The organism is Streptomyces sp. NPDC102274 (genome assembly GCF_044766385.1).
In the GTDB taxonomy this organism is placed as follows: domain Bacteria; phylum Actinomycetota; class Actinomycetes; order Streptomycetales; family Streptomycetaceae; genus Streptomyces.
This window is the reverse complement of the sequence record NZ_JBIWLW010000005.1, coordinates 367,452-383,693: the sequence shown is the minus strand read 5'-3', so window position 1 is coordinate 383,693 and position 16,242 is coordinate 367,452. Positions and strand designations below refer to the sequence as shown.

9 protein-coding genes are annotated in these 16,242 nt (G+C 72.7%); 4 read left to right on the top strand and 5 right to left on the bottom strand.

The genetic code is table 11. The annotated features are described in order from the left end of the window. Positions 1 to 366: 366 nt before the first annotated feature. On the bottom strand, positions 367 to 3,420 hold the full coding sequence (locus ACIRQP_RS10235) for a beta-N-acetylglucosaminidase domain-containing protein (protein WP_403886269.1): 3,054 nt from the start codon (positions 3,418 to 3,420) through the stop codon (positions 367 to 369). 296 nt (positions 3,421 to 3,716) lie between these two features. Here ACIRQP_RS10235 and ACIRQP_RS10230 point away from each other — a divergent pair, with 296 nt between their 5' ends. Genes ACIRQP_RS10230 through ACIRQP_RS10220 form a run of 3 tightly spaced genes read left to right on the top strand, consistent with a single transcriptional unit; the run spans position 3,717 to position 6,396 of the window. Next, positions 3,717 to 3,950, top strand: coding sequence for a hypothetical protein (locus ACIRQP_RS10230; RefSeq protein ID WP_403886266.1), 234 nt, complete (start codon positions 3,717 to 3,719; stop codon positions 3,948 to 3,950). Positions 3,951 to 3,969: 19 nt separating this feature from the next. Continuing rightward, the gene (gene malQ / locus ACIRQP_RS10225) at positions 3,970 to 6,108 is read left to right on the top strand and encodes a 4-alpha-glucanotransferase (protein WP_403886264.1); all 2,139 of its coding nucleotides are present in this window, start codon (positions 3,970 to 3,972) and stop codon (positions 6,106 to 6,108) included. A gap of 57 nt (positions 6,109 to 6,165) precedes the next feature. Beyond that, positions 6,166 to 6,396, top strand: coding sequence for a hypothetical protein (locus ACIRQP_RS10220; RefSeq protein ID WP_249949384.1), 231 nt, complete (start codon positions 6,166 to 6,168; stop codon positions 6,394 to 6,396). A gap of 191 nt (positions 6,397 to 6,587) precedes the next feature. Here ACIRQP_RS10220 and pepN read toward each other — a convergent pair whose 3' ends face one another. Continuing rightward, positions 6,588 to 9,191 (bottom strand): aminopeptidase N, encoded by a 2,604-nt coding sequence (pepN, locus tag ACIRQP_RS10215; protein WP_403886261.1) that lies wholly within the window; start codon positions 9,189 to 9,191, stop codon positions 6,588 to 6,590. 80 nt (positions 9,192 to 9,271) lie between these two features. Continuing rightward, complete coding sequence (locus tag ACIRQP_RS10210; protein ID WP_403886258.1) at positions 9,272 to 10,138, bottom strand: LysR family transcriptional regulator; 867 nt, start codon at positions 10,136 to 10,138, stop codon at positions 9,272 to 9,274. A 116-nt stretch (positions 10,139 to 10,254) separates the two neighbouring features. Here ACIRQP_RS10210 and ACIRQP_RS10205 point away from each other — a divergent pair, with 116 nt between their 5' ends. Further along, the gene (locus ACIRQP_RS10205; RefSeq protein WP_403886255.1) at positions 10,255 to 11,460 is read left to right on the top strand and encodes an MFS transporter; all 1,206 of its coding nucleotides are present in this window, start codon (positions 10,255 to 10,257) and stop codon (positions 11,458 to 11,460) included. Positions 11,461 to 11,528: 68 nt separating this feature from the next. Here the strand turns inward: ACIRQP_RS10205 and ACIRQP_RS10200 are convergent, their stop codons facing one another. Both ACIRQP_RS10200 and ACIRQP_RS10195 read right to left on the bottom strand, forming a co-directional pair. Further along, positions 11,529 to 12,557 (bottom strand): aspartate-semialdehyde dehydrogenase, encoded by a 1,029-nt coding sequence (locus tag ACIRQP_RS10200; protein WP_403886252.1) that lies wholly within the window; start codon positions 12,555 to 12,557, stop codon positions 11,529 to 11,531. A gap of 258 nt (positions 12,558 to 12,815) precedes the next feature. Then, positions 12,816 to 16,127, bottom strand: coding sequence for a S8 family serine peptidase (locus ACIRQP_RS10195; RefSeq protein WP_403886249.1), 3,312 nt, complete (start codon positions 16,125 to 16,127; stop codon positions 12,816 to 12,818). Positions 16,128 to 16,242: the final 115 nt, after the last annotated feature.

The following is a 16,242-nucleotide window of genomic DNA, read 5'->3' as shown; positions in this document are numbered from 1 at the left end:
GACCCCACCCGGAACGGATCGGCACCCCACCCCAGCCGGCACCCCGAGCGTCAGACTGGGCGACCACCGGACCGCACTTGCCCACAACCCCCAGCCGTGCGGCGAGTGGGAGCCGACCGCCGGGGGGAGGGGGTCGGGGTCGCAGGAGGTGCGTGTCAGGACGTAAAGCGTCGCAGCTCGCGCGGAGCGCGGTGAGGATAGCAGTCCGGACACGGACCTCCGGAGGCCCCGGCCCCCGGCACACGACCACGCACCCGCACCCTCGCCGGACGGCGCCCCGCACCCTCGCCGGACGGCGCCCCGCACCCTCGCCGGACGGCGCCCCGCACCCTCGCCGGACGGCGCCCCGCACCCCCGCCACCACCCCTAGCCGGGAGGCGCCACCGCGTAGACCTCCGCCGAGAACAGCGAGTACCCGAACCGCGTCGCCCGTCCCTCCCCCTGCACCCGCACGAACCGCGCATCCCGCGCGTCCATCCCGAGCGTCTCCCGCCCGCCTCCGCCGTCCTCCACCACCGCCGCCGTCCACCACGTCCGCCCGTCCGCCGAGACCTGGATCCGGTAGCGGGTCGCGTAGGCCTCCTGCCAGTGCAGCACCACCCGGCCCACCCTGGCCGGCCGCGCCAGCTCCACCTGCCACCACGCGCCGTCCTCCGCGGGCGAGGACCACCGGCTGACGGGATCGCCGTCGATCGCGGCGGAGGCCGGGAAGTCGGGGGTCTCGTCCCCGGAGGACGAGGCCGTGCCCGTACGCGCCAGATCGGGGCCGCCGGTGACGGGCGAGGCACGCACCGTGAGCGTGCGCTCCTCGCCGGCGAAGGCGAGCGGCACCTCGTACGTACCCGCCGGGGTGCCCGCGGGGACACTCACCTTCACGGGAACGTTCGTACGGGAGCCGCGCGGCACCGTCGTCTGCTTGGGCACCGTCACCCGAATGCCGGAAGGCGGCTTCGCCGTGAGCGCGCCCCGCACCTCGCCGGGGCGCTGCGCGGCGAGGCGCGCCTCGACCGTCTCCGGCTCCCCGCCGATCTGGGCGTTCGCCTCGCCGCGCGGCAGGTCGAGGCTGGCCCGCGGCTCGTCGGCGAACCAGGGCACGACATGCCGTACGGACGGCACGGACCCGCCGGAACCTCCGGGCCCCCCGGGCCCGGCGCCCGCGCCGGCGCTCGCGTCCGCCCCGGGCCAGACGATCCGTACCGCGTCGACCCGCAGCCCGTTGAGCCCCTTCGCGTCCGACTCGGTCCAGCCGCTCGTCGAGAGCGGCCCCAGGGCGCGCCAGCCCTGGCCGGGGACCCGGGCCTCGATGGTCGCGCCGGCGCCCGTGCCGGGCTCGCTCATCGTGTTGACCGCCTCCAGGGGCCTGGCCCGCCCCAGCTCGACGGTGTAGGACCGCGAGTCCTGGGCGACGCCCCCGCCCGCTGCCTCCGCACCTCCCCTCGCGCGATCCGCTCCGGTCCAGACCGACGACTCCTTGGCCGCCCGCTCCAGGAACGGCCCCAGCACGCCCACGCCGACCGTCACCCGGCTCGCCTCCGCGGCCTCGCGCAGTGGCTCCAGATCCACCGAGGCCCGCCATGCCGCCGTGCCGTCGCCGCGGTCCTGGGCCTGGAGCATGTCGACGGCCAGTTCACCCGCGGTGCCGTACCGCGCGAGCTGGTCCAGCCAGGGCCGCACCTCGTCGTCCAGCCGCCCGTCGGCCGTCCCCGAGAGCCGCCGCGGAGCCTTCCGCATCGCCGTGAACGCGGCCCTCAGCTTGTTCGCCGCGGCGCTTCTGGCCGCCGCGTCCGTGGTCGTACGGGAGCGCCAGAACGCGTCCAGGAGCGGCTTCAGATACGCCGACTCCGCCGGGCTGAGGATCGACGAGGCGCCATTGCCCGCGAGCACGCCCAGCGCCTCACGGGCTCCCTCGTCCTCACCCGCGAGGTCGTCCATTGCGGCCCGCCAGGACTCCTGCGGCTTGTAGCCGCGCGGGTTCCAGGCGTAGTCGGCCGCCGTGAACAGCGGTATACGGGACACCGACGCCTGCTCCATCGCGTTGGCGAGCAGCGCGACGGAACCGGTCGCCACGGCGGGCTCCCGGCCGGTGTACGGGCCGAGGAAGAGCCTGCCCTGCTCGTAGTCGTTGACCGGGTAGTTGTCCATGGTGACCAGCGGGTGCCGGAACGCCGCGCGCGCGCCCATCAGTTCCCGGCCGGTGATCGTGCGCGGCACGACCCCGACGCCCGTCCACGCCACCCGCACCCGCGCGTCGAGCGCGCCGGCGAGCGCGGTGCGGTAGTCCGTGGCGCCGTCCTGGTAGTACTCGGTCGGCATGACCGTGAGCGGTTCGGCGCCGCCGTACCGGTCCGCCAGATGCCCGGCCACCGCGTTCGCGATCCGGGACTGTGCCTCGGCAGCGGCGCCCGGTCCCGAGCCGAAGGTCTCCGCGTCCTGGTCGCAGTGCCACTCGGTGTAGCTGACGTCCTGGAACTGGAGCTGGAACGCGCGCACACCCAGCGCCCACATCGCGTCGATCTTGCGGGTGAGCGCCTTGAGGTCGGCGTCCGAGGTCATGCACATCGACTGCGCGGGGGAGACGGCCCAGGCGAGCGTCACATGATTGCGCCGGGCGCGTTCCGCCAGCTCCCGGAAGTCCGCGCGCTGCGCCACCGGATAGGGATCGCGCCAGCGCGCCTGGCGGTACGGGTCGTCGCCCGGCGCGTAGAGGTACCGGTTCTGCTTGGTGCGCCCCATGAAGTCGAGCTGTGCCAGCCGCTGCCGGTGGTCCCAGGGCTGCCCGTAGAACCCTTCCACCGTGCCGCGTACGGCGGTGCCGGGCCAGTCGCGTACGACCACGCCGGGTACAGCCGGCCGGTCCGCGGCCTGACGCACGATCAGCTGGCGCAGGGTCTGGGCGGCGTGGAAGAGGCCGTCCTCGCCGACGCCGTCCAGAGCGACCGTCCCGCGGCCCGCGACGGTGCCCACGGCGATCCGGTAGCCGCCGGAGGGAAGGTCGGCGCGCTCGGGCGCGCGCAGGGCGCGCAGTGCGTTCTGCGCGCCGCTGCCCCCGGCGAGTATCAGGGGCCCGCGGCCGGCGGGCGGCGCTCCCGAGTACGCGGCGGCCGAGATGGTGTGGACGGTACGCACGCCGGCCGCGCGCAGCAGATCCCCCAGCGCCTCTATGGCGTACGTGTCGGCTCCCGCGCCGGCGACGACGGTCACCTCGTCCCCGAGCGTGACCGCGCTCCCCGCCGCCCTGATCGTCTGGGGCCGCGGCCAGACCGCGGGCACCGCCGCCTCGCCCTCGCGGTCGGGGGTGGTGGCCGCCGGAGATCCGGGATCCTGTGGGGCGGCGAGAGCGCTCGGCGCGGCGCCGAGCAGTCCACCGATCACGGCGACCGCGACGGCGGTCGCGGTCCGCTTTCTGCGCCCGAGCTGCATGCCCTGTCCCCTCATGCCGACTGGTTTCGCTTCCTGGCACGGCCAACGTCCCGCCGGAGTCCCCGATCGGACAGGCCCCAGGCGTCGAGCGGCACCGAGCCCACCACCCCGTGGTGAAGGTGTCAATGCGCGTGGCCGTTGTGTCGCAAATGCCCGTTTGTGATAGGCAGGACCTTCAACTGCCGCACGGGGAACGGATCGTGACTCGACACACGTTTACGGGGCGTACACGTCTGCGGCTCCGCCCGCTGGGTAGGGCTGCTGTGACCTGTTCCCTGTTCCTTGGAGGCGCCGTCGTGGCCGCATCCGCACAGCTCCTGCTCTCCGCCCTCTCCAAACAGGCGGAGCCCGCCCCGCTGACCAGCGAGCCCCCGCTCGGCGGCGTCGGTGCGGGACCCCTGACCAGCGAGCCGCCGCTCGCCGACGCGGCACCCCTCACCAGCGAGCCCCCGCTCGCCGGCACCGCCCCGCTGACCAGCGAGCCGACCGCCCCGGGTACGGCGGGTGGCACGGAGTCCCCGGGAGTCTGACCTTCTGAACGGAGTGCGTATGGGTCTGGCCAGGCTCGCCGAGCTGCACGGTGTCGCCACCGCGTACTCACCTTCCCCGGGCGCCACCGCCCCGGTCCCCGCCGACACCGTGATCGCGGTTCTCGCCGCGCTGGGTGTCGACGCGTCCACGCCCGAGGCGGTGGACGACGCGCTGAGCGACGCCGAGTCCGCCGAGGCCAGGCGGCTGCTGCCCGCGACGCTGGTGCTGTGGACCACCCGGGACGGCGCCCCGGGCGCGTCCCCCGCCCCCCTGCACGACCCGGCCCCGCCGCCCCCCGAGCTGCCGTCCGCCCTGACCGCGCTTCCACCGGGCTCGGTGCTCCGGGTGGAGACGGAGGAGGGCGAGTCGGTGGAGCTGCCGCACTCCGCCCCCGAGGAGCCCGCCGCCTGGGCGAGGCTCCCGCTCGGGGTGCACCGGCTCGCAGTCGAGGCGCCCGACGGGCGTACGGCCTGGGTGGTGCTGATCGTCGCGCCCGCTCTGGTGCCGCAGCCGCCCGCCCGTACCCACGGCTTCCTGGTGCAGCTCTACTCCCTGCTCTCCGCCCGCTCCTGGGGCATGGGCGACCTGGGGGACCTCGCCGAGCTGGCCGGCTGGTCGGGCCGGACCCTGGGGGCCGGCTTCGTCCAGATCAATCCGCTGCACGCCGCCGTACCGGGCGATCCGACCGACCCCTCCCCGTACCGCCCCTCCTCGCGCCGCTTCCCGGACCCCGTGCATCTGCGGATCGAGGACGTCCCGGAGTACGCCTATGTGCGCGGCCCCGACCGCGCGCGTCTCGACGCGCTGGTGGAACGGGCCGCGGCCCTGCGGGAGTCCGTCCTCGACAAGACCCCGGGCAAAGGCGCGCTGATCGACCGCGACGCCGTGTGGGCGCTCAAGCGCGCGGCCCTGGACATCCTCGACAGCGTTCCGCTCGGCCCCGGGCGGCGCGCCGCCTACTGGGACTTCCTGGCCGCGCAGGGCCGCGCCCTGGAGGACCACGCCACCTGGTACGCCCTCGCCGAGGTGCACGGCCCGGAGTGGCACGACTGGCCGGAGGCGCTGCGGGATCCGCGCTCCGCCGAGACGGCCGCGGCCCGCCGGGAGCTGCTCGACCGGATCGACTACCACTGTCGGCTGGCCTGGCTCACGGACGAGCAGCTGGCGGCCGCGTCACAGGCCGCCGGGGACGCGGGGATGGCCGTCGGGATCGTCCATGACCTCGCCGTAGGAGTGCATCCGGGCGGCGCCGACGCGTGGGCCCAGCAGGACGCCTTCGCCGCGGGCATCTCGATCGGCGCGCCGCCCGACGCCTTCAACGCGCGCGGCCAGGACTGGGGTCTGCCGCCGTGGCGCCCCGATGTGCTGGCCGCGTCCGGGTACGCCCCCTTCCGCGGGCTGCTCCAGGGCCTGCTCCGGCACGCCGGAGCGCTGCGGATCGACCATGTGATGGGGCTGTTCCGGCTCTGGTGGGTACCCCGGGGCCAGGACCCCACCCGGGGAACGTATGTCCGTTACGACGCCGAGGCGATGCTCGCGGTCCTCGCCCTGGAGGCGCACCGCGCGGGCGCCGTCGTCATAGGGGAGGACCTGGGCACGGTCGAGCCCGGCGTACGCGAGGCGCTCCGGCGGCGCGGGGTGCTCGGCACGTCCGTGCTCTGGTTCGAGCGCGACTGGGAGGGTACGGGACGGCCGCTGCCGCCCGAGAGCTGGCGCGAGGGCTGTGTGGCCACCGTCACCACCCACGATCTGCCGCCCACGGCGGCCCGGCTCACCGGTGAGTACGCGGAGCTGCGCCACCGGCTCGGCCTGCTCACCCGCCCGCTGGAGCAGGAGCGGGCGGAGGAGCAGGCGGAGATCGCGGAGTGGCTGGGCTCCCTCGCGCGCCTGGGACTGCTGCCCGGGGGCGCCGGGGACGAGGAGGAGGAGATCCGCGCCTTCTACCGCTTTCTCACGCTCACACCGGCGCGGATGATCGGCGTCTGGCTGCCGGACGCGGTCGGCGACCGCAGGCCGCAGAACCTGCCGGGCACCTGGAACCAGTACCCCAACTGGCGGCTGCCGGTGGCCGACGCCGAGGGCCGCGCGCTGAGCCTGGAGGAACTGGCCGCCTCGCCCCGGCTGCACGGACTGATGGAGGCCCTGCGCCCCCGGTGAGGTGCCGTACGGCACCCCGGGCGCGCGGCCCGCGGACGGGTTCGCTACGTTTGCACCGTGGACAAGAAGAACGCTCTGCGCGCCGGCGCCCTGGCGACCGGTACGACGCTGATGATGCTGCTCATGTCGTCCCCGGCGCTCGCGCTGACCCGGGACGACGGCGACGACCCGGGTCCGGGCCTGAGTGTGGGCGAGACCCTCGGCCTGTTCGTGGCCGCGCCGCTGGTGATCTTCGGCATCATCGCCGGTCTGGTGATCGTGCTCGACAAGTCGCGCAAGCAGGCCTGACCCACCGGGACTTTCTGGGCGTCGCCCGGCACCTCGCGTGCCGGGCGACGTTTCTGTGCGTGCCTGTGCCGCCGTGCAGCCCATACCGCCGGAATGCCGAGCCGCCCCGCTGACCGGCCGACCTCCGACGGAGACGGGCGGGCCGGGGAACGGCCCACCAGGCCCGCCCCGACCCGCCCGCCCCGGCACACCTACGCGACGGCGGCCGCCGCGTCCGCCTCCTGCGCCCTCAGCGCGCGCTCGACGCCCGACCTCGACTCCGAGATCAGCCGGTGCAGCGCCGCGTTCGGGCTCGCCGAGGCGAGCCAGGCGTCCGTCGCGTCCAGCGTGGAGCGGGAGACCTGGAGCGCCGGGTACAGACCGACGGCGATCTGCTGGGCCATCTCGTGCGAGCGCGACTCCCAGACCTTTCCGACCACCGCGAAGAACTTCTCCGTGTACGGGGCCAGCAGCTCACGCTGATCGGTCTGGACGAAGCCGCTGATCACCGCCTCCTGGAGGGCGTTGGGCAGCTTGTCGCCCTCCACCACCGACGCCCACGCCTCCGCCTTGGCCTCGGCCAGCGGACGCGCCGAACGGGCCGCGGCCGCGTGGCGTTCGCCCGCCGCCGTCCGGTCGCGGTCGTACTCCGCCGAGATCTCCTCCTCGTCGTGCAGCCCCACCGCCGCGAGCCGCTGGACGAACGCCCAGCGCAGCTCGGTGTCGACGGCCAGGCCCTCGATCGTCTCCGTGCCGTCGAGCAGGCCCTGCAACAGGTCGAGCTGCTGCGGCGTACGCGCCGTCGCGGCGAACGCGCGTGCCCACGCCAGCTGGTGGTCGCTGCCCGGCTCGGACGCCCGCAGATGTGCCAGCGTGGCGTCCGTCCACCGGGTCAGCCCCGCCTCGCGCCACGCGGGCGCCGCGTACAGGTCGAGCGCCAGCTTCACCTGGCGGTGCAGCGACTGCACCACCCCGATGTCCGACTCCTTGGTGATACCCGAGAGCACCAGCTCCAGATAGTCGCGCGTGGCCAGCTCGCCGTCGCGCGTCATGTCCCAGGCCGACGCCCAGCACAGCGCGCGCGGCAGCGACTCCTCGAAGTCGCCGAGGTGTTCGGTGACGACCCGCAGCGACTCCTCGTCGAGACGGACCTTCGCGTACGACAGGTCGTCGTCGTTGAGCAGGATGACGGCCGGACGCGGCGTGACCGCCGGGAACGGCACCTCCGTGCGCTCGCCCTCCACGTCCAGCTCGATCCGGCTCGTACGGACCAGCTTGCCGTTCCCGTCCAGGTCGTAGCAGCCGATCGCGATCCGGTGCGGACGCAGCACACCACGCGGCGGAGCCGCATCATCCGACACAGCACCCTTGGCCCCGGCCGGCAGCGCCGGGGCCTCCTGCCGTACGGCGAGCGAGGTCACATGGCCCGAGGCGTCCAGCTCGATCTCCGGGCGCAGGACATTGATGCCGGCCGTCTCCAGCCACGCCGTCGACCAGGTCTTCAGATCGCGCCCGGAGGTCTCCTCCAGCGCGCCCAGCAGATCGGACAGCCGGGTGTTCCCGAACGCGTGCGCCTTGAAGTACGCCTGCACGCCGCTGAAGAACTCGTCCTGGCCGACATACGCGACCAGCTGCTTCAGCACGGACGCGCCCTTGGCGTAGGTGATGCCGTCGAAGTTGACCAGCACGTCGTCCAGATCACGGATGTCCGCCATGATCGGGTGCGTGGAGGGCAGCTGGTCCTGCCGGTAGGCCCAGGTCTTCATGGAGTTGGCGAACGTGGTCCAGGAATGCGGCCACTTCGAGCCCGGCGCGTACGCCTGGCAGGCGATCGAGGTGTATGTGGCGAACGACTCGTTCAGCCACAGATCGTTCCACCACTCCATGGTGACCAGATCGCCGAACCACATGTGCGCCAGCTCGTGCAGGATCGTCTCGGCCCGCGTCTCGTACGCCGCGTCCGTCACCTTCGAACGGAAGACGTACTGGTCGCGGATGGTCACCGCGCCCGCGTTCTCCATCGCGCCCGCGTTGAACTCCGGCACGAACAGCTGGTCGTACTTGGCGAAGGGGTAGTCGTAGGCGAACTTCTCCTGGAACCAGTCGAAGCCCTGCCGCGTGACCTCGAAGATCGCGTCCGAGTCCAGGTACTCGGCGAGCGAGGGCCGGCAGTAGATGCCCAGCGGCACGGACTGCCCGTCCTTCTCGTACGAGCTGTGCACCGAGTGGTACGGACCGACGATCAGCGCGGTGATGTACGACGAGACGCGCGGCGTCGGCTCGAAGACCCAGATGTGGTCCCTGGGCTCCGGTGTCGGCGAGTTGGAGACGACGGTCCAGCCCTCGGGCGCCTTCACGGTGAACTGGAAGGTCGCCTTCAGGTCGGGCTGCTCGAACGAGGCGAACACGCGCCGCGCGTCCGGCACCTCGAACTGGGTGTACAGATACGCCTGTTCGTCGACCGGGTCGACGAAGCGGTGCAGCCCCTCGCCGGTGTTCGTGTAGGCGCAGTCCGCGACGACCGTCAGCTCATTGGGGCCCTCGTGCAGATGCGTCAGCGCGATCCGCGAGTCCCGGAAGACGGCGGCGACGTCCAGGGAGGTGCCGTTCAGCACGACTTCGTGCACCGCGGGCGCCACCAGATCGATGAAGGTCTCCGCCCCGGCCTCCGCGCTCCGGAAGCGCACCGTGGTCACGGACCGGTAGGTGCCGCCCTCCTGTGCGCCGCTGAGATCGAGATCGATCCCGTACGAGTCCACGGTGAGGAGGCGTGCGCGCCGCTGCGCCTCTTCGCGGGTCAGATTTGTGCCAGGCACCCGGGTCATCTCCTCGGTATGTGACGTTTTCCGACATCCTTCCATGCGCGCGAAGAGCTCTCCGGCGCCGGGAGGCCGGATCACCCGCTCCCGGTGACCGCCCGGCCGAAGGCCCGTACCCGCTCCGTCTCGCCGTCCCGGTGCCACACCATCCCCAGCACCGAATCCGGCACGCCCTCGACCGGTACGAAGACGACGTCCCGGCGGCCGTGATAATCCGCCGTCGGCCGGCACAGCAGCATCGCGCCCCGGTCGGCGGCCACCAGCGTCAGCCCCTCCTGGAGCGTGCGCACCGCCGGCCCGACGGCGGCCGAGGGCGCGTGCGCCTCCCGCCAGTAGGCCGGGGCCGGCGGGCCCGCCGGGATCAGCGGCGCCGTCGCGATCTCCGCCGCCGCCAGCGACGCGCGGTCCGCGAACGGATGGCGTACGGACACGGCGATCGTCTGCCGTTCCCTGGAGAACACCGGACCGAGCACGAGATCGGGCTCGGCGACCGGCAGCAGCACGATCGCCGTATCGACCTCCCCGCGCCGCACCGCCCCGAAGGGATCGGCGAACGGGATCTCCACGATCTCCGTCACACACGCCGGATGCAGCTCCTGGAACCGGGCGATCGCCCGCATCAGCCGCGCGTCCGCCGTGCCCTGGAAGCCGATCCGCAGCCGCCCGCCGACCCCGCGCGCCTCGGCCCGCGCCTCCTCGACCGTCGAGCGCAGCGCCTCGTACGCGGGCCGCAGCCCGACGAGAAACCGTTCGCCGAGCGGGGTGAGCCGCACCCGCCGGCTCGTACGCTCGACGAGCCGGGCGCCGATCCGGTCCTCCAGCGAGCGCAGAAGCTGGCTGACCCGGCTCTGCGAGACATACATCCGCTCGCCCGCGCGGCCGAAATGCAGCTCCTCGGCCAGCACGAGAAAGCACTCCAGCTCGCGGATCTCCACACCCGGCACCGCGCCACCCCCGTATCGATGAGCCGCATCGACGGGCCCTGTCGATAAGCCCGGCTCATACAAGGATGAGACCTTCGGCGTTGTTCCCCCGCGCCGTCCGGCGAAGGCTGGTCCCCATGAAACAGGCCACCCAACAGCCCCGGGAACGGCGCGCGTTGCCGCCGTCCGTCCTCGCGCTCGCCGCCGCCACCTTCTGCGTCGTCACGACGGAGATGCTGCCGGTGGGGCTGCTCACCTCCCTCGGCGAGGGGCTGCGCGTCTCCGACGGTACGACGGGGCTCACCGTCACCCTGCCCGGCGTCGTGGCCGCGCTCGCCGCGCCCCTGCTGCCCGTCGCCGTACGCCGCGCGGACCGCGGGACCGTGCTCTGCGCCCTGCTCGTCCTGCTCGCCGCCGCCAATCTGCTCTCCGCGCTCGCGCCCGCCTTCGGGGTGCTGCTGGTGGCGCGGGCCCTGGTCGGGGCCTGCATCGGGGGAGTCTGGGCGGTCGCGGCGGGGCTCGCCGTACGGCTCGTACGGCAGGAGTCCGCGGGCCGTGCCACCGCCGTGATCTTCAGCGGGATCGCCGTGGCGTCCGTGCTCGGCGTACCGGCCGGGACGCTGATGGGCGCGGTGGCGGGCTGGCGCTGGGCGTTCGCCGCGATGGCGCTGCTCGCGCTGGCGGTCGCGGCGCTGCTCGGCGCACTGCTGCCGCCGCTGCCCGCCGGGGAGGCCGTACGCCTGCGCGAGGTCTTCGGGCTGGTCCGCACCCCGGCGGTACGAACCGGGCTGCTGGTGGTCGCGCTGCTGGTGACCGGGCACTTCGCCGCGTACACCTATGTGCGCCCTGCACTTGAGAGGGTGCCGGGGCTCGGCTCCGGGCTGATCAGCGGGGCGCTGCTGGTCTACGGGGTGGCGGGCATCGCCGGCAATTTCCTCGGTGGCGCGGCAGCCGCCCGCGATCCGCGCCGGTCGCTGCTCGCCATCTCGGCGGTGCTGTCCGGGGCGGTCCTGCTGAGCGTCCCCGCGGGCGGCTCGCTGCCCGCCGCCGTGGCGCTGCTCGTGGTGTGGGGCCTGGCGTACGGCGGAGTGTCGGTCAGCGCGCAGAACTGGCTGATGGCCGCCACACCGGGGCGCGGGGAGGCCGGCTCCGCGCTCTTCGCCGGGGTGTTCAACGCGGCGATCGCGCTGGGCGCGCTGCTCGGCGGCCGGGCGGCCGACCGCTTCGAGGTCGCCGGGGCGCTCTGGGTCGGCGGCGCGCTGGCCGCGTTGGCGCTGGGGGCGGTCATGGCGGCGGGGCGGGATCCCCGTACGGTCCGTACGCCTCGTACGGACCGCATGTAAGGAACCCGCCCCGCTCCGCCTGCCCGCCGGTGCGGGCGGACCGCTCAGCCCTGGCGCGAGCGGACCGCTCAGCCCTTGAGCTCGGCCGCGACCAGCTCCGCGATCTGGACGGCGTTGAGCGCCGCGCCCTTGCGCAGATTGTCGTTGGAGAGGAACAGCGCCAGACCGTTCTCCACGGTCTCGTCGTTCCGGATCCGGCCCACGTACGAGGCGTCCTTGCCGGCCGCCTGGAGCGGCGTCGGGATCTCGGACAGCTCCACCCCCGGCGCGTCCTTCAGCAGCTCATAGGCGCGCTCCACGCTGATCGGGCGGGTGAAGCGGGCGTTGACCTGGAGGGAGTGGCCGGTGAAGACCGGCACCCGGACACAGGTCCCGGAGACCTTCAGCTCCGGGATCTCCAGGATCTTGCGGGACTCGTTGCGGAGCTTCTGCTCCTCGTCGGTCTCGAAGGAGCCGTCGTCCACGAGGGAGCCCGCGAGCGGGACCACATTGAAGGCGATGGGGCGCCGGTAGACGCCGGGCTCGGGGAAGTCGACGGCCTCCCCGTCGTGGGTGAGCCGGTCGGCCTCGGCGATGACCTTCTGCGCCTGGCCGTGCAGCTCGGCCACACCGGAGAGGCCGGAGCCGGACACGGCCTGGTAGGTGGTGGCGACCAGTGCGGTCAGCCCGGCCTCGGCGTGCAGCGGACGCAGCACGGGCATGGCGGCCATCGTGGTGCAGTTCGGGTTGGCGATGATGCCCTTGGGACGGTTCTTGATCGCGTGCGCGTTGACCTCGGAGACGACCAGCGGGACCTCGGGGTGGCGCCGCCAGGCGGAGGAGTTGTCGATCACGACGGCGCCCTGGCCGGCGACCTTCTCCGCGAGCGCCTTCGAGGTGGCGCCCCCGGCGGAGAAGAGCACGATGTCGAGCCCGGAGTAATCGGCGGTGGACGCGTCCTCGACCGTGATCGCCGCGCCCTGCCACTCGATGACGGACCCCGCGGACCGCGCGGAGGCGAAGAGCCGCAGCTCGCTGGCCGGGAAGCTCCGCTCGGCCAGAACCCTGCGCATGACTGTGCCGACCTGACCGGTGGCTCCGACGATTCCGACCTTCACTGGGGCTCCTTCACTCGCGACTGTCCCGGGCACATGTCCCGCTTCATCATGCGTCTGTCCCGGGGCGGCTTGTCCAATCCATTGTCCAGGGGGCGGACGGGACGAGCGGACAGGACAGGCGGACAGGACAGGCGGACAGGACAGACGGAGAGGACAGACGGACGAGCAAGGGGACAGGAGAGGCGGACAGAAAGGGCGGGCGCCCGTACGGACACCCGCCCCCTGATACTGCCTCTCAGCTTCTTACGTTACGTCCGGTTACGGGGTAACGCTCTCGATGATCACGCTGCCGGTGCCCGCGGCCGTGCCGCGCGCGTTGAGCAGCTGGACGTCACCGAAGAACTGCCGCCCCGCCGGAGCCGCGCTGTTCACCAGCACCTCGGCCTCGACCTGCCCCGAGGCGCCGCTGGCGAGCTTGACAGCACCGTCCGCCTTGACCGAGCCGAGCGAGGCCGAGTAGTACACGTCGCGGTAGTCGTACGCCGTGGACCCGGCCGGGACCGCGTAGCCGTCGACGACGATCGTGTACGTACCGGCCGCCGGGTTGACCAGGCTGACGGACTCCACCGAGCCGGCCGTCGTGGACTGGCCGAGGGCCCGACCGTCCTTCTCGACAAAGAGGTCGAGGTCGGCCCCCGTGTCGGCCGCGCCGCCGATCGCCACGTCGAGCCGCTCGACGCCCTCACCGATGGTGACGGTCGTCTCCTGCTGCTCGCCGTCCGCGATCGTCGGACGGGAGACCTTCGCCGAGCCCAGCGAGCCGCCGTCGAGCGTGCCGTCGATGGCGGCGTAGCCGTTGGTGACCGTCCAGGACACCGGGGCCGGGGTGCCGATCTTCGCCTCGGGGATCGTGGTGACCGCCGGGTCGAAGACCGTGCCCATCAGCGTCGCGTCCAGCGTGTACCGGTTGTCGAGCAGCGGCGACGTACGGCGCGACTCGACCTCGATCTCCCAGACACCGGGCTGCGGGTCCTGGTACGAACGCACGTCCGGGCGGCAGGTGTTGGCCGGATTCGGGTAGTTCGGGTAGCAGAAGATTGTCGAGCTGTCCTCCATCTGCACGCCGTACGGGCTGATGGCGATGAACCGGGTCTGGCTGTCCTTGGCGAGTCCGCCGAGCGCCACCTCCAGGGTCTTCGCGCCCGCCGGCACCGTCACGAAGTACGACTTCGACGCGTTGCGCTGCACCGAGCCCGACGCCGAGAACGCGTACGCGGGCTTGGCCAGCTCCTTCGAGACGACCACGGTGGTGAGGACCTGCTTGTCCACACCCTCCGTACGACGGTCGTCGATCTCCAGGATCGCGCTGTGCACCCCGGCGGAACCGGGCCTGGCCTGCACGGTCACGGTCACCGGCTGGTTCAGCGGCAGCTTGACCCGGTCGCTGCCGAGCAGCCGGAAGGTCTTGTCGTCGTACTTCCACGTCAGCCGGTGCTCCAGCGCGCCCTTGGCGCCGGTGGTCCGGGTGAGGGTGATGTCGTACGTCCGGCTCGCGCCGGCCTTCAGGCCGCCCTCGCGGTCGTAGACACCGGTGCCGAAGCCCGGGGTCGGCAGGAACTGGTCGAGGGCCGTGTCGACCGGGGCCTTGACCGTGTACTCGTGGGCGGTGGCGCCGTTCTCGATGGACCTCCACGCGCGCACGACGTCGATCAGACCGGCGCCCTGCTCATGTGCCTGGAGGCCGGGGATCTTGGTGGCGCTGCTGGTGAGCGCCGTCCGCAGCGTGGCGGGGGTGAGGCTGATCCGCTTCTGCTTGGCGGCGGAGAGCAGCAGCGCGCTCGCGCCCGTGGCCTGCGGGGAGGCCATCGAGGTGCCCTGGAGCATGGAGTAGCCGGGCGGCAGCTGGTAGCCCGCCTCGGCGACCGGACCGCCGGCGGCCCAGGTCTGGGTGCTGTTGATGGCCGCGCCCGGAGCGGTGAGGGTCGGCGTGAAGCCGCCGTCCTCGCGGGGGCCGCGGGCCGAGAACGGCAGCAGGGCGTACTTCGTCGTCACACCGGAGCCGTAGTTGGCGGCCCAGGTCTCCTTGGAGATCGACGCGGCGACCGAGATGACCTTGTCGGCCAGGGCCGGGTCACTGATGGTGTTGGTGCCGGGGCCGTCGTTGCCGGCCGAGATCACGATCTGCACGCCGTACGTGTCGATGAGCCGTGTGTACAGCCGGGCACGGGCGTTGTTGCCGTCGTTGAGCGGCGGCAGACCGCCGATCGACATATTGACGATGTCCACACCGCGGTTGGCGACGAGGTCGATCATGCCCTCGGTCAGCGCGACGCTGGTGCAGCCGCCGCTCCAGGAGCAGGCGCGCGAGGACACCAGCTTGGCGCCGGGGGCGGCGCCGTCCATCGCGCCGCCGAAGAGACCGTTGGCGGCGGTGATCCCGGCGACGTGCGTGCCGTGCGCGCCCTCGATGACACCGATGTTGACGAAGTCGGACTTCGCGCCCGCCGCGTCGTAGACGACGTCCTTGCGGATCTCGACCACGAACGGGATGCGCTCGACCACCGGGGTGGCCGGATTGTCCTTGCCGAAGTAGCCGACCTGGAAACCGTCCTTGTACGGCTTCATGGCGGCGTCGTTGGTGAAGTCGGCGTCGTTGTTCAGGTCGACGCGTACGGTCCCCTTGGCCGGGTCGTAGAGCACGCCCCAGGTGTCGGTGGTGTCACCGTCACGGTTGAGGTCGCCCGCCATCTCGCCGCCCAGGGTGGCGTCCTCGCGGAACACGCGGTACTTGTACGAGCCTGCCGGGGCCTGCCACGTACGGCCGTCGGCCGTGAAGGACGGACCCGACACCGCGGTGTCCATCCGGCGCCAGGTGCCGTCGTTGTCGGACACCGGGTCCGTGGCCGTCACCCAGTCGACGATCTTGCGCTCGCCGGTGGTGGTCTTCTGGAGCGCGGGGTGGCCCAGGTCGACACCCGAGTCCAGGATGCCGATGGTGACACCGCGGCCGTCGGCCTTCGGGTTCTTCTTGACGAAGTCCACCGCACCGGTCTCGAAGGACGGGTTGTACGGGTTCTTCGCCGGGGTCCTGCTGCTCGGCGCCGGGTACTTCTCGGCGGCCGAACCGGTCGCGCCCTTCGCGGCCTTCGCCGTGTCCGCGGCGGGCGTCGGGTCGTCCAGCGCGATCTCCTGGTTGAGATCGATGCCGTGGACGGAGGAGAGCTTCTGGGCCGCCCTGATCGCGGCGTCCGCCTTGGCGGTGGGGAGCGTGGCCCGTACGTAGCCGAGCGTGTCGTACGTCTTGTCGACCACGGCGCCCGCGACGGCGTCCAGTTGACCGGCGACCTGCTCGGTCGCCCCCGGTGCGGTGGCGACCATCATCGTGATGTTCTTCTCGCCCTTGGCCTTCGCCTTGGCGAGCAGATCGGCGTCGGCCGCCCCGAGCTTGTCGGAAGCGTCGGAACCGGAGGACGACTTGACGGGTGCGGCCGGGTCATCGGTGCCCGTCGCGGAGAAGGCGGGCACCGCGCCGGTGGCTATCAGCGCGGCCACCAGACCGGCGGCCGCCGCGACCCTGGCCACGCGTCTCGGCCCGGATATGGAGCTCTCGGATTCGGAGGTCATCAGCATCCCTGTGTCGTGAAAGAGACAGTCCGGAATTCGGTACCGGATGACCGCTCAGCTTTACCTAAGTGACAGGGTTTTGTGGAGGGTTGTCAGGGGCGAGTTTCGGTCATGGCGGACA

Bases quoted from the DNA above. Each gene is read 5' to 3' on its own strand.
- ACIRQP_RS10195 (WP_403886249.1), bottom strand. From the start codon at position 16,127: ATGCTGATGACCTCCGAATCCGAGAGCTCCATATCCGGGCCGAGACGC.
- ACIRQP_RS10205 (WP_403886255.1), top strand. From the start codon at position 10,255: ATGAAACAGGCCACCCAACAGCCCCGGGAACGGCGCGCGTTGCCGCCG.
- malQ (WP_403886264.1), top strand. From the start codon at position 3,970: ATGGGTCTGGCCAGGCTCGCCGAGCTGCACGGTGTCGCCACCGCGTAC.
- ACIRQP_RS10235 (WP_403886269.1), bottom strand. From the start codon at position 3,420: ATGCAGCTCGGGCGCAGAAAGCGGACCGCGACCGCCGTCGCGGTCGCC.